At 64.1% G+C, this 21,565-nt stretch carries 23 protein-coding genes; 12 read left to right on the top strand and 11 right to left on the bottom strand.

The window, feature by feature from the left end; genetic code table 11:
- Window positions 1-76 precede the first annotated feature (76 nt).
- Both FNA46_RS18715 and FNA46_RS18720 read left to right on the top strand, forming a co-directional pair.
- A complete protein-coding gene (locus tag FNA46_RS18715; RefSeq protein ID WP_246103205.1) occupies window positions 77-982 on the top strand; it encodes an ABC transporter ATP-binding protein in 906 nt (301 codons plus the stop codon).
- Window positions 979-1,773: a hypothetical protein gene (locus FNA46_RS18720; RefSeq protein WP_143126732.1), complete on the top strand. Its 795-nt coding sequence runs from the start codon at window positions 979-981 to the stop codon at window positions 1,771-1,773. The genes FNA46_RS18715 and FNA46_RS18720 overlap by 4 nt, the downstream gene beginning before the upstream one ends.
- Window positions 1,774-1,859: 86 nt before the next feature.
- Here FNA46_RS18720 and rpoH read toward each other — a convergent pair whose 3' ends face one another.
- The 3 genes from rpoH to FNA46_RS18735 all read right to left on the bottom strand — a co-directional run bounded on the left by rpoH (window position 1,860) and on the right by FNA46_RS18735 (window position 5,071).
- Window positions 1,860-2,762, bottom strand: coding sequence for an RNA polymerase sigma factor RpoH (gene rpoH / locus FNA46_RS18725; RefSeq protein WP_143126733.1), 903 nt, complete (start codon window positions 2,760-2,762; stop codon window positions 1,860-1,862).
- A gap of 200 nt (window positions 2,763-2,962) precedes the next feature.
- Window positions 2,963-3,748, bottom strand: coding sequence for a class I SAM-dependent methyltransferase (locus FNA46_RS18730; protein ID WP_143126734.1), 786 nt, complete (start codon window positions 3,746-3,748; stop codon window positions 2,963-2,965).
- 297 nt (window positions 3,749-4,045) lie between these two features.
- The gene (locus FNA46_RS18735; protein ID WP_143126735.1) at window positions 4,046-5,071 is read right to left on the bottom strand and encodes an RluA family pseudouridine synthase; all 1,026 of its coding nucleotides are present in this window, start codon (window positions 5,069-5,071) and stop codon (window positions 4,046-4,048) included.
- A 42-nt stretch (window positions 5,072-5,113) separates the two neighbouring features.
- On the opposite strand from FNA46_RS18735, the gene FNA46_RS18740 reads away from it, so the two are divergent.
- Complete coding sequence (locus FNA46_RS18740) at window positions 5,114-5,503, top strand: hypothetical protein (RefSeq protein WP_143126736.1); 390 nt, start codon at window positions 5,114-5,116, stop codon at window positions 5,501-5,503.
- A 7-nt stretch (window positions 5,504-5,510) separates the two neighbouring features.
- Window positions 5,511-6,338: a TrmH family RNA methyltransferase gene (locus tag FNA46_RS18745; protein WP_143126813.1), complete on the top strand. Its 828-nt coding sequence runs from the start codon at window positions 5,511-5,513 to the stop codon at window positions 6,336-6,338.
- Window positions 6,339-6,380: 42 nt separating this feature from the next.
- On the opposite strand, the gene FNA46_RS18750 is transcribed toward FNA46_RS18745, so the two are convergent.
- Both FNA46_RS18750 and FNA46_RS18755 read right to left on the bottom strand, forming a co-directional pair.
- Window positions 6,381-7,625, bottom strand: a complete 1,245-nt coding sequence (locus FNA46_RS18750) for a coiled-coil domain-containing protein (protein ID WP_143126737.1) — start codon at window positions 7,623-7,625, stop codon at window positions 6,381-6,383.
- 131 nt (window positions 7,626-7,756) lie between these two features.
- Window positions 7,757-8,347, bottom strand: a complete 591-nt coding sequence (locus FNA46_RS18755) for a DUF1134 domain-containing protein (RefSeq protein WP_143126738.1) — start codon at window positions 8,345-8,347, stop codon at window positions 7,757-7,759.
- 201 nt (window positions 8,348-8,548) lie between these two features.
- Here FNA46_RS18755 and chpT point away from each other — a divergent pair, with 201 nt between their 5' ends.
- On the top strand, window positions 8,549-9,193 hold the full coding sequence (gene chpT, locus FNA46_RS18760; protein WP_143126739.1) for a histidine phosphotransferase ChpT: 645 nt from the start codon (window positions 8,549-8,551) through the stop codon (window positions 9,191-9,193).
- Window positions 9,194-9,297: 104 nt separating this feature from the next.
- Window positions 9,298-9,660 (top strand): response regulator, encoded by a 363-nt coding sequence (locus tag FNA46_RS18765; protein WP_143126740.1) that lies wholly within the window; start codon window positions 9,298-9,300, stop codon window positions 9,658-9,660.
- A gap of 168 nt (window positions 9,661-9,828) precedes the next feature.
- Here the strand turns inward: FNA46_RS18765 and ctrA are convergent, their stop codons facing one another.
- Window positions 9,829-10,530 (bottom strand): response regulator transcription factor CtrA, encoded by a 702-nt coding sequence (gene ctrA / locus FNA46_RS18770; protein ID WP_143126741.1) that lies wholly within the window; start codon window positions 10,528-10,530, stop codon window positions 9,829-9,831.
- A gap of 439 nt (window positions 10,531-10,969) precedes the next feature.
- On the opposite strand from ctrA, the gene FNA46_RS18775 reads away from it, so the two are divergent.
- Window positions 10,970-11,320, top strand: a complete 351-nt coding sequence (locus FNA46_RS18775) for a flagellar export protein FliJ (RefSeq protein WP_143126742.1) — start codon at window positions 10,970-10,972, stop codon at window positions 11,318-11,320.
- A 135-nt stretch (window positions 11,321-11,455) separates the two neighbouring features.
- On the opposite strand, the gene FNA46_RS18780 is transcribed toward FNA46_RS18775, so the two are convergent.
- The 3 genes from FNA46_RS18780 to FNA46_RS18790 form a co-directional block, all read right to left on the bottom strand.
- On the bottom strand, window positions 11,456-11,737 hold the full coding sequence (locus FNA46_RS18780) for a GNAT family N-acetyltransferase (RefSeq protein ID WP_143126743.1): 282 nt from the start codon (window positions 11,735-11,737) through the stop codon (window positions 11,456-11,458).
- 291 nt (window positions 11,738-12,028) lie between these two features.
- Complete coding sequence (gene sciP, locus FNA46_RS18785; protein WP_006725852.1) at window positions 12,029-12,304, bottom strand: CtrA inhibitor SciP; 276 nt, start codon at window positions 12,302-12,304, stop codon at window positions 12,029-12,031.
- Window positions 12,305-12,544: 240 nt separating this feature from the next.
- Window positions 12,545-13,576: a DUF2793 domain-containing protein gene (locus tag FNA46_RS18790; RefSeq protein ID WP_143126744.1), complete on the bottom strand. Its 1,032-nt coding sequence runs from the start codon at window positions 13,574-13,576 to the stop codon at window positions 12,545-12,547.
- 276 nt (window positions 13,577-13,852) lie between these two features.
- Between FNA46_RS18790 and FNA46_RS18795 the strand changes: the two genes are divergently transcribed.
- Genes FNA46_RS18795 through FNA46_RS18810 form a run of 4 tightly spaced genes read left to right on the top strand, consistent with a single transcriptional unit; the run spans window position 13,853 to window position 18,931 of the window.
- Window positions 13,853-15,106 carry a sarcosine oxidase subunit beta family protein gene (locus FNA46_RS18795; protein WP_143126745.1) on the top strand — a complete coding sequence of 418 codons (1,254 nt, stop codon included), beginning with the start codon at window positions 13,853-13,855 and terminating at the stop codon, window positions 15,104-15,106.
- A gap of 15 nt (window positions 15,107-15,121) precedes the next feature.
- On the top strand, window positions 15,122-15,409 hold the full coding sequence (locus FNA46_RS18800; protein ID WP_143126746.1) for a sarcosine oxidase subunit delta: 288 nt from the start codon (window positions 15,122-15,124) through the stop codon (window positions 15,407-15,409).
- Window positions 15,409-18,366 (top strand): sarcosine oxidase subunit alpha family protein, encoded by a 2,958-nt coding sequence (locus FNA46_RS18805; protein WP_143126747.1) that lies wholly within the window; start codon window positions 15,409-15,411, stop codon window positions 18,364-18,366. The genes FNA46_RS18800 and FNA46_RS18805 overlap by 1 nt, the downstream gene beginning before the upstream one ends.
- Window positions 18,367-18,379: 13 nt before the next feature.
- Entirely contained in the window at window positions 18,380-18,931 is a 552-nt protein-coding gene (locus tag FNA46_RS18810) for a sarcosine oxidase subunit gamma (protein ID WP_143126748.1), read from the top strand.
- On the opposite strand, the gene FNA46_RS18815 is transcribed toward FNA46_RS18810, so the two are convergent.
- The gene (locus FNA46_RS18815) at window positions 18,932-20,134 is read right to left on the bottom strand and encodes a multidrug effflux MFS transporter (protein ID WP_143126749.1); all 1,203 of its coding nucleotides are present in this window, start codon (window positions 20,132-20,134) and stop codon (window positions 18,932-18,934) included.
- A gap of 124 nt (window positions 20,135-20,258) precedes the next feature.
- Between FNA46_RS18815 and FNA46_RS26150 the strand changes: the two genes are divergently transcribed.
- Complete coding sequence (locus FNA46_RS26150) at window positions 20,259-20,900, top strand: TetR/AcrR family transcriptional regulator (protein WP_281288970.1); 642 nt, start codon at window positions 20,259-20,261, stop codon at window positions 20,898-20,900.
- A 22-nt stretch (window positions 20,901-20,922) separates the two neighbouring features.
- Here FNA46_RS26150 and greA read toward each other — a convergent pair whose 3' ends face one another.
- Window positions 20,923-21,405, bottom strand: coding sequence for a transcription elongation factor GreA (gene greA, locus FNA46_RS18825; protein WP_143126751.1), 483 nt, complete (start codon window positions 21,403-21,405; stop codon window positions 20,923-20,925).
- Window positions 21,406-21,565 lie beyond the last annotated feature (160 nt).

Genomic DNA, 21,565 nt, shown 5'->3' on the forward strand with positions numbered 1-21,565 from the left:
GCGTCCGCGACCACACAAAAGCCGCGCTTGCCGTGGATCACCGGCTATCGAGGCGAAGAGCAGGTGGACCATGGCGGTGGCTGAGGGACAAGAGCCGGCGATCGAGGTGAAATCCATCGGCAAGGCTTTCGGTTTCGGTGCCGCGAGCATCAAGGCGCTGGACGACCTGACGCTTTCCATTCCCAGGGGCTGTGTCTATGGCCTGCTCGGGCCGAATGGCGCAGGCAAGAGCACCCTTTTACGCATCATCGCTGGCCTGGTGCGGCCGGATCGCGGTGGGGTTTCCCTGTTTGGCGAAGAGGCAGGTCCGCAAAGCCGGCGCCGGATCGGCATGCTGATCGAGTCACCCTCCTTCTATCCCTTCCTGACCGCCCGCGAACATCTGGAGATGTTTGCCCGGCAGGCGGGCACGATAGATCGGGTCGCGCCGGTCCTTTCGCGCGTCGATCTCGTCCGGGCCGCCGACAAGAAGGTGTCCGGTTTTTCGCTCGGCATGAAGCAGCGGCTCGGCATCGCCTGTGCTCTCGTCTCTCAGCCGGAGGCCGTGATCCTCGACGAGCCGACCAACGGGCTCGATCCCGACGGCATTCTGGAGATGCGCGCGCTGCTTCTGGATCTCGCCCGGCGCGAGGGCATCACAGTCCTTTTGTCCAGCCATCTGCTGGACGAGGTGGAGCGCGTCTGCGACCGCGTCGCCATTCTTCGCCGTGGCCGCCTTGCCGCCGAAGGCGCGGTGGCCGAGCTTCTCGACCGGCAGGGCCGCTTCTGGCTGAAGGTGGACGAGCCGGAGCGCGTCATGCACGCCCTTGCCGGGCGCGGTGAACCGGGTGAGGGGGGCCTCTTCGTGCGAGTGGAGGAGGCGGAGGTGCCGGACCTCATCCGGACGCTGGCGGTTGCTGGCATCCGTATCCACGAGGCCAAATGGGTGAAGCCGGACCTCGAAACTGTCTTTCTGTCGCAGACGCGCGAGGTTGCGCCATGAGAGGGCTTCTCTCCGGTGAATGGCTGAAGCTGATGCGCCAGCCCTCGCTGTTGTTCTGGGGCTTCCTGTCGGTGCCGCTCCTGTCCATCCTGTTCAAGCTTTTGATGGAGGGGCTGGTCCTCATGCGGACCGGCCGCCACGATGATGCGCCTGTCGATCTGCTTCTCTCGGCGGCGCACGCCATGGGGCTTTCCGGCAATTCCATGGGCCATCTGCTCTATGCCTTCGGCACGGCCTCCGTGCTCTCCTTGGAATATCGCTTCGCTACCTGGCGGCTGCTGGTGCCGCGCCACGCGCGTGGCCGGCTTCTTGCCGTCAAGTTCATCCTCTGCCTCGGGGCGATCTCAGCCGGTCTGGTTGTTGCCGTGCTTGGCGACATGGTGCTGAACGCCATGCTGTCCATCGCCAATGGTATGGGCCTTGCGGGCGTCATCGTGCGGCTGGCGTCGCTCCCCTTGCTGGCGGCAGCGTTTGCGATCGCGCTGCTCGAACTGGCGGTCCTGACAGCGCTGGCCTTCGTCCTTGTCGTCGCCACACGCTCGCTAATGGGGGCCGTCATCCCCACCTTCCTGCTTGCGATCGGCAGTTCGCTGCTGCAGGTCTATCTCGGTTCGGACAGCGACGGCATTCCGCTGCCGGCCTATGGCGCGCAGGCGCTGCGTGACTGGCTGTTCTCGCAGGCTTCTGTCGAGGCAGGCCTGCTTGGCCTTGCCATGCTGGCCGGCTGGCTGGCGGTGCTTGGGACCCTCATGCTCGTCGCCTTTTCGCGCCAGCAGCTTTCCAGCGAGTAGCCGGCACCGGGCGGTCTCGCGCAGCCATAACGGAAAAAGCCGCCCGGAGGGGCGGCTTGCCGTTGGCTCGAAGGGTCAGGCAGGTCTTACGCGTCGACGACGCGCAGTGCCTTGGCCTGTGCGAGAGCTTCCTTCTGCACGGCCTCCTGCACCTTCTCGAAGGCGCGCACTTCGATCTGGCGCACGCGCTCGCGGCTGATGTCGAACTCGGCGGAGAGCTCTTCCAGCGTGACAGGATCTTCGGCAAGGCGGCGTGCCTCGAAGATGCGGCGTTCACGCTCGTTCAGCACGCCAAGCGCCTTTTCCAGAAGGCGGCGGCGGGTTTCCAGCTCGTCCTGCTCGATCAGCACGTCTTCCTGGCTGTCATGGTCATCCACCAGCCAGTCCTGCCACTGACCGGATTCGCCTTCGGTCGCCCGGATCGGCGCGTTCAGCGAGGCATCGCCGGACAGGCGGCGGTTCATCGAAACGACTTCTTCCTCGGAGACGTTCAGCTTGGTGGCGATCTCCTTGACCTGGTCCGGCTTCAGATCGCCTTCGTCAATGGCCTGGATGCGGCCTTTCAGGCGGCGCAGGTTGAAGAACAGGCGCTTCTGGTTGGCTGTCGTGCCCATCTTCACCAGAGACCACGAGCGCAGGATATATTCCTGGATCGAAGCCTTGATCCACCACATGGCATAGGTGGCCAGACGGAAGCCGCGTTCCGGATCGAATTTCTTGACCGCCTGCATCAGGCCGACATTGCCTTCGGACACGACTTCGCCGATCGGCAGGCCGTAGCCGCGATAGCCCATGGCGATCTTGGCCACGAGACGCAGATGGCTCGTCACCAGCTGATGGGCGGCATCACGGTCGCCATGCTCGGCATAGCGCTTGGCAAGCATGTATTCCTGCTGCGGCTCCAGCATTGGAAACTTGCGGATTTCATCCAGATAGCGGTTCAGGCCGGCTTCGCCGGCGGTAATCGATGGCAGAGTATTGCGGGCCATAAAGCACCCCCTTCTGATCTTTTTGCGGCTCCCATGGGCACGATCTGAGCGGTCCCGGAGGCGAGCCATCTGGTGCGGGTCTTCCCTCGACCCCGCACCTATCCACCTGACAGATAAGTGCGGCGCAACCGTGATTCAAGCAAAGCCCTCTGCTCACGTCCTCGTTATCGCATTACGTGCAGGGCGGCATCTGGATCATGTCAGCGGTAGGCCCGCTCGGAAAGTCCCCGCATGCCGGAGCGGCGCATCAGCTCGTAGAGCATGCGCCTGCGGATCGGGTCGTGCAGCCGCACGACAGGAGAGCCGAGAAAGGTGGTGTCCGTCCGCTCGAAGGCAGAGAGGTCGGGCGCCTGGCGGATCGTTTCGGCATAGGTGGCATGAAAGGTGCGGCGGCAGACATAGGTCTTGTACTTGGTCATGCAGAAGGCAGCGAAACGGTCCTGATGCGTGCGCAGGAAATCCGCGACCCCCACCGTCACCTCCGGCCAGGCGGGATTGAAGGTGTCATCGAAGACGATGACACCGTGATCGGCAAGACAGGCCATGGCAAGCGCGCTGTCGGCAGCGACATGGTGCAGATGGTGACCACCATCGATACTGAAGAAGCGAACGGGGCCGACGCGGCTGGTAATGTCGCAGGGGCGAAGCGCCGTGCTGTCGCCACGGATCACCAGCTGGTGGTCGACCGGCAGACCGAGGCGCGCGCCATTCTCGAGGAAACGGCGATATTGGCCAGGTGCGCCGTCCTCGTCTCCTTCCAGATCGAAGAGATCGATCGCCAGAACCTTGCTCTCGGGTCCGGCGAGGTGGCGCAGCAGGAAATAGGAGCGGCCGTAATAGATCCCTATCTCCGCCAGGCCGCCGATCGCACCATCCTGCTGCTGCTTATGGAGAAGGGTGGAAAAGACCAGGGCATCCGGCGGATCGATATAGCCCTCGACCGCCTGCAGCGCGTCGAAGATGAATTTTCGGCTCTCACCGTTCATCGTCACTTCCCTCTCTGGTTGTTCCTCGGGCGCCGCGACAAAGACACGGATCGTCCGCCCCACGTCCCGGCAAGGTTTGAACGATGTTGGGTTTCAAGGCCTTGCCGGCCGAGGAAAAGGAGGGAAGAGCATTGGAGCGAAATTGGGGCGCAGCCGGACCGGGTATATTGCTGCCGGGATTGCTGAAATATGCGACCCAGGGTGGCGTAATGCGCGTGGCTGTAGGGTTGTGCGGCGCGGATGTGTCCACGCCGTGCATGATCGTTTTCTGATGTTTGGGCGCGCCGCGGGCTGCCGTCAGGCGCGAAGCGCCGCGAGCAGCTCTTCCATGTCGTCGGGAACCGGCGCCTCGAATTCCATAACCTCGCCACTGCGGGGGTGTTCGAAGGCCAGAAGATAGGCGTGCAGCGCCTGCCGGCGGAAGCGGTTCACAACCTTGCGGGCGTCGTCCGGCAGAAGGTTGGCCTTGGTCTTGAAGGCTGCGCCGTAATCGGGATCGCCGAGCAGAGGATGGCCGATATGGGCCATGTGCACGCGGATCTGGTGCGTGCGCCCGGTTTCCAGCCGGCACTCCACCAGCGAGGCGAGGCAGTTGGCGTCCGGCGTCTCGTGGAAGCGTTCAACGACCTCGTAATGCGTCACGGCCTCGCGTGCGTCCGCGCTTTCCTCGCGCTTGACGGTGCGCTTGGTGCGGTCGGCGCTGGAGCGGCCGAGCGGCGCGTCGATCGTGCCGCGCAGCTGGCGCGGCCGGCCCCAGACGAGCGCCAGATAGGCGCGTTCCAGCTCGCCGGTGCGGCCATGATCGGCAAATTGTGCGGCCAGATGCCGGTGCGCCACGTCGTTCTTGGCCACCACCATCACGCCGCTGGTTTCCTTGTCCAGCCGGTGCACGATGCCGGGGCGCTTGACGCCGCCAATGCCGGAGAGGCTGTCGCCGCAATGATGGATCAGCGCATTGACCAGCGTGCCGGTCCAGTTGCCGGCGGCCGGATGCACGACGAGACCGGCGGGCTTGACCACCACGATCAGGTCGTCGTCCTCGTAGAGAACCTCGATCGGAATGTTCTCGCCCTTGGGCTCCGGATCTTCCGGCTCCGGCAGCACGAGTTCGACCACGTCGCCCGCGGCGATCTTCTTCTTCGGTTCGGTGCAGAGCGTGCCGTTCAGCGTAACGGCGCCCTGTTCGATCAGTGCCTTCATGCGGCTGCGCGAAAAATCGCTGCCCATCTCGGCGGTGATCCACGCATCCAGCCGTCCTTCGGCATCCTCGCCGGCGCAGAGCACTTTCCTTGGCGTCGCGCCTTCGTTAAAGGGGTCGTTCATTTCTTGTATCCGATGACTGTCAAACCGAAGGACGCCCGCACGATGGCCCATCACGATCCCGAGCAACAGGAAGACGAGCCGCTCGATCCGGTGATGGAAAACGTCCGGCGCAAGATGGTACGCCTGCAACTGGTGTCCGGCGGCATCATGTTCGTCAGCCTTATGGCCGTGTTGATCGCGGTTGTCTACAAGGTGCGCAGCCAGCCGGCTCCGGCGCCGGCTGCCGTTTCGGCCTCGGCGGGCTTTTCGGTGCCGGCCGACCAGCCGCTCTCCGCCACCGTCCACCTGCCGCCGGGCTTTGCCGTGCAGTCGGTCTCGCAGTCCGGCAGCCAGATCCTGTTCTACGGCACCGTCAACGGCGTGCGGAAGGCAATGATCTTCGATCTCGCTGTCGGTCGTGTCGTTGCCGATGTCACGGTCGCCGAACGCTGATATGAGCATGCGCCCCGCGCTGATCCGCATCGACAGCGCAGACGATCCGCTGATCGCGCCCTTCTGCAAGATCCGCGAGCGGGATCTGGTCGGACGCGAGGGCGCCTTCATCGCGGAAGGCACGGTCGTGCTGCGCATGCTGGCCGCTGCCCATGCGAAGAACGGGGCGATCCGGGCGGAGAAAATCCTGCTTCTCGAAAACCGGCTGGAGGGCGTCGCCGATATTCTCGCAGCGTTTCCGCCCGACGTGCCGGTCTATGTCGCCTCAGGCCCGGTGCTCGATGCCATTGCCGGCTTCCACCTGCATCGCGGCGTGCTGGCGCTCGGCCGCCGCGAAGAGCCGCCGGGCATCGACGATCTCCTGAACGGGCTGACCGAGCCCACGCTTGTGGTCGTTGCCTGCGGCATTTCCAATCACGACAATATCGGCTCGATCTTCCGCAATGCGGCGGCCTTCGGGGCCGATGCCGTGTTGCTGGACGACAGTTGCTGCGATCCCCTCTATCGCAAGGCGCTGCGTGTGTCCGTAGGCTCGGTGCTGAGTGTCCCCTATGGGCGGGGCGGAACGCCGCTTGCGTTGCTCTCGGCGCTGCAGGCGCGCGGCTTTTCCGTCTGGGGGCTTTCGCCGCGCGGCGCAACCGATATCCGTGCCATTGCTCCGTCTTCTCGAATGGCGCTCGTGACGGGGACGGAGGGCGAGGGACTGCCGGCCGCCGTGCTGGATCGTTTCGGCAGCGCCCGCATTCCGCAACGGCCGGGGCTCGACAGCCTCAATGCGGCGACAGCCACCGGTGTCGCTCTCTACGAAATTGCAAGGTTGCAGGGACAGATCTGAGAGGCGTCCGGCGGCCGAGAACACGCCGCCTCACTTGTCCGCTCAGGCCTCGGTGCCGGCCGCGTTCAGCGTGGCGATCGACTGGCGGGTGCGGGCGGCAAGGCTTGCCGCATCCGTCTCGTTCCGGTCGGCGTCATCGCGGCTGGCCAGAGGCTCGCGTTCAAGGATCGACAGGATCGGCGAACCGGGTCCTTCGGCGGCGGCCGTCAACGCCACCATGTCGGCCGCCATCTCCGCCAGTTCGCGGCGCAAGACCTCATCCCGTTCGGGAGTTGCCGCCCCGGCCAGTGCGTCGCCGAGGCTTGCGCTTCGGAGGCTGAGTGCGTCCGCCTGCTCTTTCACGTCTGCCATGGCCTGTGCATCCTCCGAGGGGGCTGTGAGTGTCGGTGCCTCGAGCGGCGGAATCCGCTCCAGGCGGGGTTCGCGCCGTCTTGTCGAGACGGCTTTTCGCTCCGCCTGCATGGCCTTCTTGCGGGGCAGGGGATAGCTGCCGGTGACCGGTTCGTGCCATTCGACGGCGGCTCCGCCGGCGCGGCCGCGCAGCCGTTCGATCTCCTGCAGGCGGCGCTCCAGCGCGTCCTGGGTGTCGGCCTTCTCGGCCGCTTCCTGCGCCAGCTTTTCCTCCAGCCGGGCCACCCGCGCTTCCTCGCGCGACAGTCGCTGTTCGGCGTCCCTGGCGCGTCTCGTCATCTGCTTCAGCTCGCCGCGAAGGCTCTCGCCTTCGTCGCGTAGGCTGGCCAGCCGCTGCTTGAGGTGCTCGGATGCCGTTTCGCTGGTGGAGAGATTGATGTTCAGATGATCGAGATCGAGCGTCAGCTTCTGCACGCGCGCCCGCAGTTTCTCGATCTCGGCATCCTTGGCGGCGGCACCGGTTTCGACCGAGCGCAGCGCTTCCTTCAATTGCTGGATGAAGCCCTCCTCACGCCGCAGGCGCGACCGCAGGTCAGCTGCCTCGATGCTCATCTCCTCGATCTGCATCGTCATTTCGTGCTGGCTTGCACCGAGGTTGGCGGCCTCCTGCGTCAGCCGGTCGAAGGCGAGCTGAAGCCGGAGACTTTTCTCGCGCTCTTCCGTCAGTTCCTGGCGCGTGCGAGCGTTTTCGGCGGCATAGACGGCACGCGCCATGTCACGCTGGGCGCGCACCTCCGCGGGGCTGATCGGCATCGTCGCCTTGAGGCGGTCTTCGGTGTAGCGCACGATGCGCCGGTGCACCGGCGAGGCCAGCACCATGACCAGCAAGGTCGCGCTCAGAAAGCCGAGGCCGTATAGAAGCGCGAACTGGATCACGAGCGTCCCATCCCGGAGTGCCGAATATTAGATAGAGCTAGAGGATCGCGGGCCTCGGGACAACGGGTGGCGCAAAATCTGCCTCGCCTGTGTCCCAAAGGCCGCGCGATCGCGCGAATTTCCCGGATGTCTCAGAAGGGGTTCCAGGTCGGGGCCTGGGTGAACTTGAGATAGCCGACATTGACCCCGAGGCGCGCGCCGACACCGGTGCGGATCGGCACGATCAGGACATTGCCGTTGCGCAGCGCCGTCATGCCGACGCCGGCGACGACGAAGGCCGAGCCGCTGACGCCACCATAACGCTGGTAGAGCGTGTCGATAGACGGAAGGTTATAGACCAGCATCATGGCACGGGTACCCTGGCCGCCGTAATCGATACCGAGCGAGGGGCCCTGCCAGAAGGCCGGATGCTGGCCGGCATTCTTGGTGTAGAGCTGGCCCTCGCCATAGGTCAGGCCCGCGATGAAGGCACCGGAGCCTTCCTGGCCGAGAATATAGCCGTTCGGCAGGCCATATTTCTGGAAGGCATTCTCGACCACCTTGGCAAGCGCACCGCTGGTATTGCCGAAGAAACTGTGCCCGGCATCGACGATTTCCTGCACCGAATATTGTTCGCCGGACTGCTGCTGAGCCTGTGCCGGCGATACCGGCATGACGGCGAGAAGGGCCATCATCGGTACGGCAAACAATCGGGCGAGGGCGAAAAATCTCTCGAAACGCATTGGCCTGTCCGTTTTTATTGATCCATTAATGCCTGCGATCGCGGCTTAACCATCTTGCGACGATCCTGTTAACAACCGGTTTACCAAAAATGGTGTCATTATGGCGGAAAGACAGGCGGTTCGCGCCGCGATGCCAACTTCACGCAACATTGTCGTGAGACAGAACGCTCCATCTTCAGACGCAGGACCAGGAAACCCAAGATGCCGAAGAATCCGAACCTTACCCTCAGCGGTCCCGATCTGGCAGCGCTCCTGTGCAGTCGCGTCTGCCATGACGTGATCTCGCCGGTCGGCGCCATCAACAACGGCCTCGAACTGCTGGACGAAGGCGGCGCCGATGCCGATGCGCTCGATCTCATCCGCACCTCGGCGCTGAATGCCTCCGTGCGGCTGAAGTTTGCCCGGCTTGCCTTCGGCGCCTCGGGCTCCGTCGGCGCCTCGATCGATACCGGGGAGGCGGAAAAGGCGGCCAAGGATTTTGCCGCCGCCGAAAAGAAGACCGAGGTCAGCTGGAGCGGTCCGCGCGCCATCATTCCGAAGAACCGCGTCAAGCTGCTGCTCAACCTGTTCATGGTCGCCTACAGCGCCATTCCGCGCGGCGGCTCGATCGATGTCGCGCTCGAAAATCCGGAAACGGACGCCCGCTTCACGCTGACCGTCAAGGGTCGCATGCTGCGCCTGCCGCAGAAATATGTCGAACTGTGCAACGGCACGGCCGAAGAACTGGCCGATGCGCATACGATCCAGCCCTATTACACGGTGCTGCTGGCCGAGGAATGCGGCATGCGTCTCAGCCACGTGGTGGAGGACGACCACATTCTCTTCATTGCCGAGATGGCGGCGTAAACCGGAGCGCTGGTCAGTAACGCTTCATTAGCCGGGACGAATTATCCTGAAATGCGAGCCTTGCACAGACAAGGCCAGGATGTCGTTCCGGGTGGGAGTGGACCATGCAGCGCCTGATGATTGCCGACAGTTCCGAGATCGTGCGCACGGTTGCCAAGCGCATCCTCTCGGAACTCGGCTTCCTGGTTGCCGAAGCCGGTAGCGATCGCGAGGCCCTGATCGGCTGCCAGGCGGAAATGCCGGCTATCCTGATCGTCGATGCTGGCCTTGAAGGGGCGCTGGACCTGATCTCCCGCGTCAAGGCGCTGCCCGAGGCCAAGCGCGTGCGCATCTATTACTGCGTCATCGAGGCGGACCTGAAGAAGATGATGCTCGGCAAGCGGGCAGGCGCCGATGATTTCCTGCTGAAACCCTTCGATCGCAAGATTCTGGCGGCCGTGTTCGGTGCCTATGCCGCCGCGGCCTGACGCCGCAGAACCTTTTCCTTTTCGTCGGCAGACAAGGCAGACGGTCGGACTGTCCGTGTCGCCTTGCCGTGTCCAGCCGCCTTGGGCATTCGCGCGGCATCGTGCAAAAACGCAAGACGCCCGGAGCAAGCTCCGGGCGCTTAACGGATCGCGGGTCTGTTCGGGGGGTCAGGCTGTTTCGGCGTATTCGCCGCCATCCGGTTCGCGCAGCACGTAGCCGCGGCCCCAGACGGTTTCGATGTAGTTCGCGCCGCCTGCGGCGTTTGCCAGCTTCTTGCGAAGCTTGCAGATGAACACGTCGATGATTTTCAGTTCCGGCTCGTCCATCCCGCCGTAGAGATGGTTGAGGAACATTTCCTTGGTGAGTGTCGTGCCCTTGCGGAGCGACAGAAGCTCCAGCATCTGGTATTCCTTGCCCGTCAGGTGAACGCGCTGGCCACCCACTTCGACGGTCTTGGCATCCAGGTTCACCACCAGTTCGCCGGTCACGATGATCGACTGGGCATGACCCTTCGAACGGCGGACGATGGCGTGGATGCGTGCAACAAGCTCGTCCTTGTGGAACGGCTTGGTCATGTAGTCGTCGGCGCCGAAGCCGAGGCCGCGAACCTTGTCCTCGATGCCGGCCATGCCGGAGAGAATGAGGATCGGCGTCTTGACCTTGGACAGACGCAGCGTGCGCAGAACCTCGTAGCCGGACATGTCCGGCAGGTTGAGATCCAGCAGAATGATATCGTAGTCGTACAGCTTGCCGAGGTCGACGCCTTCTTCCCCGAGATCCGTCGTGTAGACGTTGAAGCTCTCGGACTTCAGCATCAGCTCGATGCTCTGGGCAGTCGCGCTGTCATCTTCGATGAGTAGAACCCGCATAATTTTCCCCTTTACCGCCGCGAAGGTATGAATGGCCCCCTACGCGAGACGGATCCAGACGTTGCCTGATTTGGAAGCTGACACCAATTGGTTAACAAACTCTGACTCCCTTTGGCAAGGCACAGGAATTCGTTAAACAAACTTGGTATTCGCCTGATTTCTCTTGTGAATCTGCCAGCGCCATACCTGAATCTTCTCGTGAGGAATTCCTCGTAAGTGATTCATACGACTCATCATTGTCGTCTGCCGAAATCGGCCATGGCATTTACGGACCCTTAAACGATCGTCCCTATCATTAACGATGCCCGTAAATGAAAGGTTACCGCGGACGGGGTTTTCATTAACGCCGCGGCAATTTTTCAGTCCGAAGTGTTGCAGCTCGGACTCAGGGGGAATTGGAAAAGGAGCCGGGGTCTCGCTATCCACGGGAGTATTGCGTATGAAGACGCGTGACAGCCTTGTGCGCCTGAAAGAATTTCAGGTGAATGAAAAGCGCCGCCAGTTGCAGCAGTTACAGCTGATGATGGCGGAATTCGAACGCATGGCGAAAGAGCTGGAACACCAGATTTCGCTGGAAGAGAAGAAATCGGGCATCACGGACCCGAATCACTTCGCCTATCCAACCTTCGCCAAGGCGGCGCGTCAGCGTGCCGATAACTTGCAGGTGTCGATTCGCGAATTGCGCGTGCAGCAGGAAAGCGCCGAACTGGCGCTGGAAGAGGCACAGGCGGAACTTGCCAAGGCAACTGCCCTGGAAGAACGCGACGGGCATCAGCGCGCCCGCGCCTGATGTCGTTATCGTGACGGGATTTTGGAAGCGTGCACGCGAGGGGGCGTGCGCGCTTCTTGCCGTTTGCAACGCCTTGATGAACGCGCCAGTCATACGGCGAGCCATTCGGCAACCGAACGGATGCAGGCGAGGGGCCTAGCTTTTCAGGATATCCTGCCAGTCCGGATGCCGCTCAAGCTGTGCCTTGAAGAAGGGGCAGAGCGGAATGATCTTCCATCCCCCGGCGCGGGCGGCCTCGACTGCATGCAGTGCAAGCGCCTGGCCGACGCCCTTGCCGCGCAAGGCATCCGGTACCAGCGTATGGTCGATGATGATGAGGCTCGGCGAGGTGCGCGAGAATGTCATCTCGGCGGTCGAGCCGTCGATGGTGGCGTGGTAGCGCCCGCCGGAGGCGTCGTTGTCTTCAATGATCTGCATCGCGATCTCCCTTTCGGTCTGCTGTCTGCCGACAGCTAGCGCACACGATCGGGAAAGGAAGGTCGCAATCTGTCGCGCGTCTTGCACGATCCGGCGGTTCTGCCCGGCGGTGGGCTTGCGTCTGGCTGGCGGTGGTCCTCGCTCAGCCTTGCCTGCCCGGTGGCGGCGGGGCGGTCATTGCCCCGTCAGTCTGCCTGCCGTCGATGCATTGAAAGGCGCGTGCGGCTCAACGACAACAAGCCCCTGGACCTTCGTCCGGGGGAGAGGCATGTTCCGCTCGCAAGCTGCCGTCTAGTGGCGATACTGCTGTATGCGCGTCGTTCTCAGGCCCGGAAGGCCATGGTCGTTGATCGACGACTGCCAGGACAGGAATTCTTCCACCGTCAGGGTATAGCGCTCGCAGGCTTCCTCGAGGCTCAACAGGCCACCGCGCACCGCTGCAACCACCTCTGCCTTGCGGCGGATCACCCAGCGGCGCGTATTGGCCGGCGGCAGATCCGCAATGGTCAGGGGGCTGCCATCGGGACCGATGACATATTTCACTCGTGGACGGATCATTTCGGTCATTGGACTCTCTACACTACACAAGACCACGGCAGCGACCGTACTCACGCAGATTTTAACATTTGGCTAAACGGGAACACGGTTTTGTCGGAAATCGCTGACGAAATGCATTTCACCTCACATTTTTCGAAGGAATCTGCCGCCCGTTTTGCCTTTCGTAAGATTAGAATGTTCTTTTCCAAGGTTTGAAGGCCGCCGGCCAAGAGAAAATGCGTTCTCCCGGCCGGTTCAGCAGGCATGTTGCTAGACGAGCATCAACCAGACTTCCGTCCGTCCCGGTCCCTCGTCGAGAACGGCGGTCCCGGCATGCGTCAGGCTGAGTGCATCCCCCTGGGTCAGGCTGGCCAGCGTCGTGCCGCTGGTGGTTGCGGGAGCCGCCGAGGGGATGGAGAGGCCAAGCAGCGTGCTGCTGCCATTGCGGCGCAGGGTGACCGTGTGACCGGAAGACGAGGCTGCCGATACGGTGAGGCCGAGTGCGTAGAGGCCGGTGGCCGGCACCACCAGCGTATTGCCGCCGCCGGCAAGTGCTGCCCCCAGTGTCACCCCGCCCTGTTCCAGCGCCAGCGTCGAAAATCCTGTGGAGGCGCCGCTCGCAGGGCTGGAAGTGCCGGCTGCGCGGTGGGCGCGCGCCATCGGCCGCGCCGGCAGCGTCACGCGTCCCTGCCCGTCGATGCTGAGGCCGGTGCGCCAGGTGGCGCCATCGGCGCTGACCTTGACCGAAAACATGTCATTGCCGGCAAGCCCCATTTCGGCGCGGCCGGACCAGTTGCTCTGGAACAAGAGCGAGGCGGTGTCGCTGGCATTCGCCTTGTTGATCTTCAGCTGATGGCCCGCACCTGCGTGGTTCAGAAGGATGGCAGGAGAGGAGACTGCCAGCCGGTTGCTGCTGTCAGGTGTCGCGCCGATGCCGAGCCGGGCCGGTGTCAGCGTATCGGGCAGGCCGGGCTCCACCCAGCCGCTGCCGCCATAGGCCATGATTTTTCCCATTGACCGGAACCAGGCGAGAAAGCCCGCGCGGGGGGCGAAAAAGCTCCAGCCGCCATCCTGCCAGATGGCGATCGTGCCGGCGCGGCCTGCCCAGGCGCCTGTGGCGCCGCTGGCCACCGCATAGCGGCTGGCCTCCGTCGGCGTTGCCGGCGGGCTTGCCGTTTCGGCCTCGATGGTCAGGTGGACAAGCTGGTCGAGGCGCAGCAGCGCCTCGTTGTGGGTCACGTGTTTCTGGGCCTGCGAAGGCAGGATGTAGGGCAGTGTCAGATTGGGCGTCGTATCAGCCATGGTTCATCTCCGCTTGCGTCTGCCCCCAAGTCTAGGCGCGTGCGGAGGGGGGTGGATGAAAACGACCCCAAGTGACTGAAATCGCGTGACTACTCTCTGAGATCATCCTCTGCTGGCGGTGGTGTTTCGGCTGCGCCAGCCGCTGCGGCGTGGCCGCGAGGCCACGGCTGCCCTTTTCGTGGGCGTCGCCATGAAAAGAGACAGGAGGTGAGGCGGATGGGCCTTGTTCTTTGCAGTGCATGTGCGAAGGTGAGGCGAGTGTTCTAGGATATCCGCATGCGCTATTCCGCTTTCGAGATCGTCAAACAGGCTTTTTCCGGCAACCGGCACTGGAAGCCGGCCTGGCGGGAGCCGCAACCCAAGCCGCATTACGACGTGATCATCGTCGGGGGAGGCGGACACGGGCTGTCCACCGCCTATTACCTGGCCAGGGAATTCGGAATCACCAATGTCGCGGTGCTGGAAAAGGGCTATCTCGGCTCCGGCAATGTAGGGCGCAACACCACCATCATCCGCTCCAACTATCTCCTGGAAGGCAACGAGCCCTTCTACGAGTTCTCTCTGAAGCTCTGGGAAGGGCTGGAGCAGGACTTCAATTACAATGCGATGGTCTCGCAGCGCGGCATCGTCAATCTCTTCCATTCCGATGGCCAGCGCGATCAGTATGCGCGGCGCGGCAATGCCATGAAGATGCACGGCGTCGATGCCGAACTGCTGGACCGGGAGGGCGTGCGCAAGATGATGCCCTACCTCAATTTCGACCATGCGCGCTTCCCGATCCTCGGCGGGCTCTACCAGAAGCGGGCCGGCACGGCACGCCACGATGCGGTGGCCTGGGGCTATGCGCGCGGCGCCGACAGCCGCGGCGTCGATCTGATCCAGCAGTGCGAGGTGACGGGTATTCGCCGCGACGAGACCGGCCGGGTGCTCGGCGTCGAGACCTCGAAGGGCTTCATCGGCTGCAACAAGCTGGCGCTCGCCACTGCTGGTCATACCTCGGTCACGGGCAAGATGGCGGGGCTCGATCTGCCGATCGAGACGCATGTGCTGCAGGCCTTCGTCTCCGAGGGGCTGAAGCCCGTGATCCACAATGTCATCACCTATGGCGCCGGCCATTTCTACATCTCGCAGTCCGACAAGGGCGGCTTGGTGTTCGGTGCCGATATCGACTACTATTCCTCCTATGCCCAGCGCGGCAATCTGGCGACGGTGGAGCATACGATCGAGGAGGGCGTGTCGCTGATCCCCGGCCTGTCGCGCGCCCGCGTGCTGCGTGCCTGGGGCGGGGTGATGGACATGTCGATGGACGGCTCGCCGATCATCGACAGGACACCGATCGACAATCTCTATATCAACTGCGGCTGGTGCTATGGCGGCTTCAAGGCGACGCCTGCCTCCGGCTTCTGCTTCGCCCATCTGATCGCGAGGGACGAGCCGCATTACACCGCCCGCCTGCTGCGCCTCGACCGCTTCCAGCGCGGCTTCCTGGTGGACGAGGGCGGCAAGGGCCCGCAGCCGAACCTGCACTGACGAGACGAAGAACCCATGGCAAGCCTGATCACCTGTCCCCATTGCGGGGTGCGCCCCAAGGAAGAGTTTTCGATCCGCGGCGATGCGGTGCCTGTCCGCCCCGCGCCGAATGCCGGTGCCGAGGCGTGGTATGCCTATGTCTATGTGCGCGATAACCCGAAGGGCCGCATAGAGGAGCACTGGCACCATACCGCCGGCTGCCGCCGCTGGCTGGTGGTGGAGCGCGACAACGTCACCCATACGGTGTTTTCCGTTCGCGATGCCGCCGATGTTGCGAAGGCCCGCAGCGGGGAGGTTGCCTGATGGTGTCCTATCGTCTCGCGGCCGGCGGCCTCGTCAACCGCGGCAATGCGCTCTCCTTCACCTTCGACGGCAAGATCTATCGCGGCCTGCAGGGCGATACGCTGGCCTCGGCGCTGCTGGCGAACGGCGAATTGCTGGTCGGCCGCAGCTTCAAGTATCACCGCCCGCGTGGCATCGTGACGGCGGGATCCGCCGAGCCGAATGCGCTGGTCACCATCGGCGCCGGCGCGCGCTCCGAACCCAATACCCGGGCAACCGTGGCCGAGCTGTATGACGGCCTTGCTGCGGCCAGCCAGAACCGCTGGCCGTCGCTGGCCTTCGATATCGGCGCCGTCAACAGCCTGTTGTCGCCCTTCCTGTCGGCGGGCTTCTACTACAAGACCTTCATGTGGCCGGCCGCCTTCTGGGAGAAGGTGTATGAGCCGCTGATCCGCCGGGCGGCCGGTCTTGGTCGCCTCGTCACCGAGGCAGATCCAGACCGCTACGAAAAGGCCTGGGCGCATTGCGACCTCTTGGTGATTGGCTCTGGCCCCGCCGGGCTGATGGCGGCCCTTGCCGCCGGTCGCGCCGGTGCGCGCGTCATCCTTGTCGATGAAGGCTTCCGTCTCGGCGGTTCGCTGCTGTCGGACAGCGCCGTGGTTGGCGGTCTGAAGGCTGCGGATTTCGCCGGGCAAGTTCTGGCGGAACTCGCGACGCTTTCGAACGTCACGCTGATGGCGCGCACCACGGTGTTCGGCTGGTATGACGACATGGTGTTTGGCGCGGTGGAGAAGGTGCAGAAGCACGTGGCGCACCCGACGCCGGATCTTCCCGTCGAACGGCTGTGGCGCATCGTGGCGAAGCGCGCGATCCTCGCCGCCGGTGCCGAGGAACGGCCGCTGGTGTTCGGCGGAAATGACCGCCCGGGTGTCATGACGGCGGGTGCGGCGCGCACCTATCTCAACCGCTACGGCGTGGCCGTCGGCCAGCGCGTGGCGATCTTCACCAATGGTGGCTCCGGCTACGGCCTGGCGCGCGACCTCACCGACAGCGGCGTCGAGGTGACGGCGCTGATCGACGCCCGCAGGGAAAGCGCCGACATCGCGCCGGAGAGCGTGCGGCTGATCCGCGGCGGAGCCGTGACCTCGACCCGCGGAACGCGGGCGCTGAAAAGCATCATCGCCGACCGCTCCGGTTTCGAGGAGGAGATTGCCTGCGATGCGCTCGCCATGTCCGGCGGCTGGTCGCCGGTCGTGCATCTGATGTGCCAGCGCGGCGCCAGGCCCGTCTGGTCGGAGGAGCGGCAGGCCTTTCTTGCGCCGGATGTCGGCGCGGCCTTCGTGGCGGCCGGCAGTGCGGCGGGGCTCGATCGTCTCTCCGCCTGTCTGCGCGACGGCGCCGACAAGGCGACGGTGCTTGCCCGCGATCTCGGCTTTGCCGCCTACGAGACCGAAATTCCCGATGTCGCCGGAGATTACGATCCGGCGTTTGCGCCGCTCTGGTATGTGCCGGGGTCGAAGGGCAAGGCCTTCGTCGATTTCCAGAACGACGTGACGGTGGCCGATCTCGGGCTTTCGCAGCGCGAGGCCTATTCGCATGTGGAAATGACCAAGCGCTACACCACCGGCGGAATGGCGACCGACCAGGGCAAGCTCGGCAATGTCAACACCATCGGCATCGTGGCCGGCATGCGCGGCGTTTCCCCGGCCGAGATCGGCACCACCACCTTCCGTCCGTTCTACACGCCGGTTTCCTTCGGCGCGATGGCGGGGACGGCGCGCGGCGAGCATTCACGGCCGGTGCGCCGCTCGCCGCTGCATGGCTGGGCGGCCCGCAACGGTGCCGTCTTCGTCGAGGCGGGGCTGTGGTATCGCTCCTCCTGGTTCCCGCGCGAGGGCGAGAAGACCTGGCGCGAGGCGGTGGATCGCGAGGTGCGGACCGTGCGGGCCAGCGCCGGCCTCTGCGATGTCTCGACGCTCGGCAAGATCGAGATTTTTGGGCTTGGCGCTGCGGAATTCCTCAACCGTGTCTACAGCAATGCCTTCCTGAAGCTTCCCGTCGGCAAGGCCCGCTATGGCCTGATGCTGCGCGAGGACGGCATCGTTTATGACGACGGCACCACCAGCCGCCTTTCGGAAAACCATTACGTGCTGACCACCACCACGGCCTATGCGACGGACGTGATGGCGCATCTGGAATTTGCCGCGCAGGCGCTCTGGCCGCATCTCGACGTGCGCTTCGCCTCCTCCTCCGACCAGTGGGCGCAGATGTCGATTGCCGGCCCGAAGGCCCGCATCATCCTGCAGCGGGTGGTGGAGGACGATCTCTCCGATGCGGCTTTCCCCTTCCTGTCGGCGCGCGAGGTGATGCTGAAGGGCGGGCTTGCCGCGCGCCTGTTCCGCATCTCGTTTTCCGGGGAACTGGCCTATGAACTGGCCGTGCCCGCCGGCTATGGCGAGGCAGTTGCGGATGCGATCATGGAGGCGGGCTATGAGGAGGGCATCTGCGCCTATGGCGTGGAGGCGCTCAACGTGCTGCGCATCGAGAAGGGGCATGTCACCCACAACGAACTCGACGGCCGCACCACCGCCGACGATGTCGGCCTTGGCCGCATGATGGCGATGCAGAAGCCCGATTTCATCGGCAAGCATCTGTCGACCCGCTTTGGCCTGACGGCCGCCGACCGGCTGCAGATGGTGGGCCTGAAGCCGGTGGAGGCGGATGCCGAGATCAAGGCCGGCGCGCATCTGCTCAAGGAGAACGCCAAGCCCTCGATGGTGAACGACCAGGGCTTTGTGTCCTCGGCCTGCTATTCGCCGACGCTGAACTCCTTCATCGCGCTTGCCATGCTGAAATCCGGCCGCGAACGCTATGGCGAGAAGATCGTCGTCTGGGATGCGCTGCGCGGCAGCGAGGTGCTGGCGGAGGTCTGCCCGCCGGTCTTCGTCGATCCCGACAACAAGAACCTGCATGTGTGAGGTGACGCTGCCCATGACCCTTTCCTTCGCGCACCGTCACGTTCTGGAAGATCATATCGTCGGGTTTGAGACGAAGCCCAACCCGCACCATCTGGCGGTCGCGCGCCGCCCGACGATCCTGTCCGTGCTGTCCCATGCCGGCTTCGAGGCCGGTGTGAAGGCCGCGCTTCAGGCGCTGGAGGGCGTCTCCGTTCGCATCTGCGGTCCGGCCGAATGGCTGGCGGTGTCCCATTCTGTGGGGCCGGAGGCGCTTCTGCGGCTGGTGCGTGCCATCGAGGGCGTCTCCGCTTTCGATCACAGCGATGGCCGGGTGCTGATGCAGATCACCGGGCCGAATGTCCGCAAGATCCTGTCCAAGTGCCTTGCCGTGGACATTGACCGTGACCGTTTCCCGATCGGCGCGTCCGCCAGCATGCAGATCGCCCATGTCGCCGGCAATCTCGCCCGCACGGGCGAGGATGCCTTCGAGATCATCGTGCCGCGCTCCTATGCCGGCACGCTGTTTGAGGAGGTGAAGGAAATGGGCCGCGAATTTGCGCTGACGGCCGCGTTTTCTCCGGAATAATCAGGCCGCGGCCCTCTGCAGGTGACCGGCCCTGCCAAAGGTCAGGACCGCGACGAGTGCCGTGGCCACCGCGCAAACCGTCATGACCATGATCAGCGGCAGCGCCGTGCCATCATCGAGAATGCCGATGGCAAAGCTGCCGAGCGCTCCGGCGCCAAATCCGAGCGCTCCCATCAGGGCGGCGGCCGTGCCGGCAATCGCCCCATGCGCCTCCATGGCGAGAACATTGCAGCTCGGCATGATGCCGCCGACCGCCATGACCATCACGAACACCAGCACGCAGGTCGAGACCAGACCGGACAGGCCGGCAAGCTGCAGCATCAGCAGAAGAAGGCCCGCAGCGGCAGAGACCGAGGCGCTGACCTTCACCATGGCGCGGATGCCGATCTGCGTTGCCAGTTTCGCCGAGACCTGGGTGCCGATGCCGATGCCGACCGCGTTCAGGCTGAAGATCACCGCATAGGCCAGCGGCGAGAGGCCGTAGACATTGATCAGCACGAAGGAGGAGCCGGCGATATAGGCAAAGAAGCCGCCCTGGGCGAGCGCGAGGGCCCCGGCATAGGGAATGAAGCTGCGCGTCACCAGCAGGCGGGCATACCAGTGCAGCGCCGCGCTTGGCCGGCTGGCAGCCCGCAGTTCCGCCATGCGGGTTTCCGGCAGCATGGCGGCCGTGATGACGGCCACCAGCAGGCCGAGCCCGGCAAGGGCCGCGAAAATGATGCGCCAACTGCTCCCTTGCAGGATGAGGCCCCCGGCGAGCGGCGCGAGCACCGGCGCGATGCTCAGCACGAGCACGACGGCCGACATCAGCTTTGCTGCCGCCTGTCCCGTATGCACGTCGCGGATGGAGGCGGTGGCTATCACCATGCCGATCGAGCCGCCGATCCCCTGCAGGAAGCGGAAGCCGAGCAACTGGCCGGAAGTTGCGCTGAGCAGGCAGCCAATCGAGGCCATGACGAAGATCGTCAGCGCCAGGTAGATCATCGGCTTGCGCCCGGTGCGGTCGGACACGGGCCCGTAGAACAGCTGGCCGATGGTGAACCCGATGAAATAGGTCATCATGCTCAGCTGGATATGGGACGGGGTGGAGGCCAGATCCTCCGCCATGCGCGGCATGGCGGCCACATACATGTCTGTGGCGAAGGGGCCAAGCGCGCAGATGGCGCCCAGGGCGATGGCGAGTGCACGGTTATGGGTTTGCATTGGCGAGGTTTCCGGACAGAAGACGGATTGCAAGAATGATCTGGAAACGATAGCGTTTCCTTGTAGAGGAAGGGAAACGCTATCGTTTCCTGTTGTCAACCGCCGTTTCTCGGGAAGGAGTGCCATGGCATCGGTGCAAGCAGCCGCCAAACGTCCGCCAAGCCTATCGGACGACGAGCGTAAAACATTGATTTTGCAGGCAGCGGAGTCCGTGTTCGAGCAATTCGGCTATGGCGATGCAACCATGGAAGAGGTGGCCCGCGTCTGTGGCATGGCTAAGAAGACGGTTTACAAGTTCTATCCGGACAAGGCCTCGCTGTTTGGTGCGCTGGTCGAAAGCCATGATGACATAGCGTTGAGCGAGGTTCGCTCGGTCTCTCCGCTTGGCGATCCGCGCGACCGGCTGGTCCGCATGCTGGAGGAACTGGCAGCCCTCGTCCTATCGCCGCGACAGATCACGCTGACGCGCCTGGTCATTGCCGAATCGATCAAGTATCCGGAATTGGCGCGGCGGTTTCACCGCGACTGCGTGGAAAAGACACTCGGGCATGTGACGCAGGCGCTGGCTCAGGATTCCGCGCTTCGGCTGCCCGACGGGGTCGATCCACGCATCGTCGCGGACATGTTCGTGTCCACCGTGCTGGGCACCGTCCATCTGCGCGCCCTGATGCTGAACATGCGCAAGGCGGAGCTTGAGACCGAACTGGCCGCGCGCATCGCCTTTGCCACGGACATGATCGCCCGGATCTTCGTGCGGACCGGTTGACGGGGGCAGAAGGCCGGGCCGCTCAGGAAATGGCCAGCACTTCCAGTTCCTGCCCGCCAAGCTTCACCACATCGCCCACCGCCTTGCCGACCAGAGCACGCGCGACCGGCGAGACATGCGAGACGGTGCCGGCCTTGGGGTCGGCCTCGTCCTCCCCGACGATGCGATAGGTCTGCACGCGCCCGTCGTCGCGCGCGAAGCGCACCGTGCTGCCGAAGGCAATGGTAGCCGTCGAAACGGGGTCTGGCCTCACATCGGCGGTGCGCAGGCGCTCCGCGAAATACCGGATATCACGTGCCGGGCCGGCCGTCTGGCGGCGGCGTTCGTTCACATCCTCGATGGCATTTGCCGCCTCATAGGCGTCTCGCGCCGCGGCCAGTTCCCGCTCCAGCGCAGCAAGACCACTCTGCGTCACCAGATTGGGATGCGGCGAAATCACCCGGTCCGGCAGGATGGTTTCCGCCGCGGTTTCCGCACTTTCTTCCTTGGTGAAGGCAACGCTCAAGGCTTTCGCTCCGCTGGTTGGTGAAGGGCGGTGTGATACACCCCTGTGAGGGGAGGGGGAAGGGCGGAGCAAGTTATGGGGGCAGTTCGCCGGCCTTGTGCCCGGTCCCACCATGCCGCAAACGGCACAATTTGTTTCGCGAAAACGACTATTGCCGCTC

The sequence above is a fragment of the Affinirhizobium straminoryzae genome, assembly GCF_007004135.1.
Classification (GTDB): domain Bacteria; phylum Pseudomonadota; class Alphaproteobacteria; order Rhizobiales; family Rhizobiaceae; genus Neorhizobium; species Neorhizobium straminoryzae.

What these genes read in the sequence shown, in the direction of transcription:
- FNA46_RS18720 (WP_143126732.1), top strand. Translation starts at nt 979, where the DNA reads ATGAGAGGGCTTCTCTCCGGTGAATGGCTGAAGCTGATGCGCCAGCCC.
- rpoH (WP_143126733.1), bottom strand. Translation starts at nt 2,762, where the DNA reads ATGGCCCGCAATACTCTGCCATCGATTACCGCCGGCGAAGCCGGCCTG.
- FNA46_RS18730 (WP_143126734.1), bottom strand. Translation starts at nt 3,748, where the DNA reads ATGAACGGTGAGAGCCGAAAATTCATCTTCGACGCGCTGCAGGCGGTC.
- FNA46_RS18735 (WP_143126735.1), bottom strand. Translation starts at nt 5,071, where the DNA reads ATGAACGACCCCTTTAACGAAGGCGCGACGCCAAGGAAAGTGCTCTGC.
- FNA46_RS18740 (WP_143126736.1), top strand. Translation starts at nt 5,114, where the DNA reads ATGGCCCATCACGATCCCGAGCAACAGGAAGACGAGCCGCTCGATCCG.
- FNA46_RS18745 (WP_143126813.1), top strand. Translation starts at nt 5,511, where the DNA reads ATGCGCCCCGCGCTGATCCGCATCGACAGCGCAGACGATCCGCTGATC.
- FNA46_RS18755 (WP_143126738.1), bottom strand. Translation starts at nt 8,347, where the DNA reads ATGCGTTTCGAGAGATTTTTCGCCCTCGCCCGATTGTTTGCCGTACCG.
- chpT (WP_143126739.1), top strand. Translation starts at nt 8,549, where the DNA reads ATGCCGAAGAATCCGAACCTTACCCTCAGCGGTCCCGATCTGGCAGCG.
- FNA46_RS18765 (WP_143126740.1), top strand. Translation starts at nt 9,298, where the DNA reads ATGCAGCGCCTGATGATTGCCGACAGTTCCGAGATCGTGCGCACGGTT.
- ctrA (WP_143126741.1), bottom strand. Translation starts at nt 10,530, where the DNA reads ATGCGGGTTCTACTCATCGAAGATGACAGCGCGACTGCCCAGAGCATC.
- FNA46_RS18775 (WP_143126742.1), top strand. Translation starts at nt 10,970, where the DNA reads ATGAAGACGCGTGACAGCCTTGTGCGCCTGAAAGAATTTCAGGTGAAT.
- FNA46_RS18780 (WP_143126743.1), bottom strand. Translation starts at nt 11,737, where the DNA reads ATGCAGATCATTGAAGACAACGACGCCTCCGGCGGGCGCTACCACGCC.
- sciP (WP_006725852.1), bottom strand. Translation starts at nt 12,304, where the DNA reads ATGACCGAAATGATCCGTCCACGAGTGAAATATGTCATCGGTCCCGAT.
- FNA46_RS18790 (WP_143126744.1), bottom strand. Translation starts at nt 13,576, where the DNA reads ATGGCTGATACGACGCCCAATCTGACACTGCCCTACATCCTGCCTTCG.
- FNA46_RS18795 (WP_143126745.1), top strand. Translation starts at nt 13,853, where the DNA reads ATGCGCTATTCCGCTTTCGAGATCGTCAAACAGGCTTTTTCCGGCAAC.
- FNA46_RS18800 (WP_143126746.1), top strand. Translation starts at nt 15,122, where the DNA reads ATGGCAAGCCTGATCACCTGTCCCCATTGCGGGGTGCGCCCCAAGGAA.
- FNA46_RS18805 (WP_143126747.1), top strand. Translation starts at nt 15,409, where the DNA reads ATGGTGTCCTATCGTCTCGCGGCCGGCGGCCTCGTCAACCGCGGCAAT.
- FNA46_RS18810 (WP_143126748.1), top strand. Translation starts at nt 18,380, where the DNA reads ATGACCCTTTCCTTCGCGCACCGTCACGTTCTGGAAGATCATATCGTC.
- FNA46_RS18815 (WP_143126749.1), bottom strand. Translation starts at nt 20,134, where the DNA reads ATGCAAACCCATAACCGTGCACTCGCCATCGCCCTGGGCGCCATCTGC.
- FNA46_RS26150 (WP_281288970.1), top strand. Translation starts at nt 20,259, where the DNA reads ATGGCATCGGTGCAAGCAGCCGCCAAACGTCCGCCAAGCCTATCGGAC.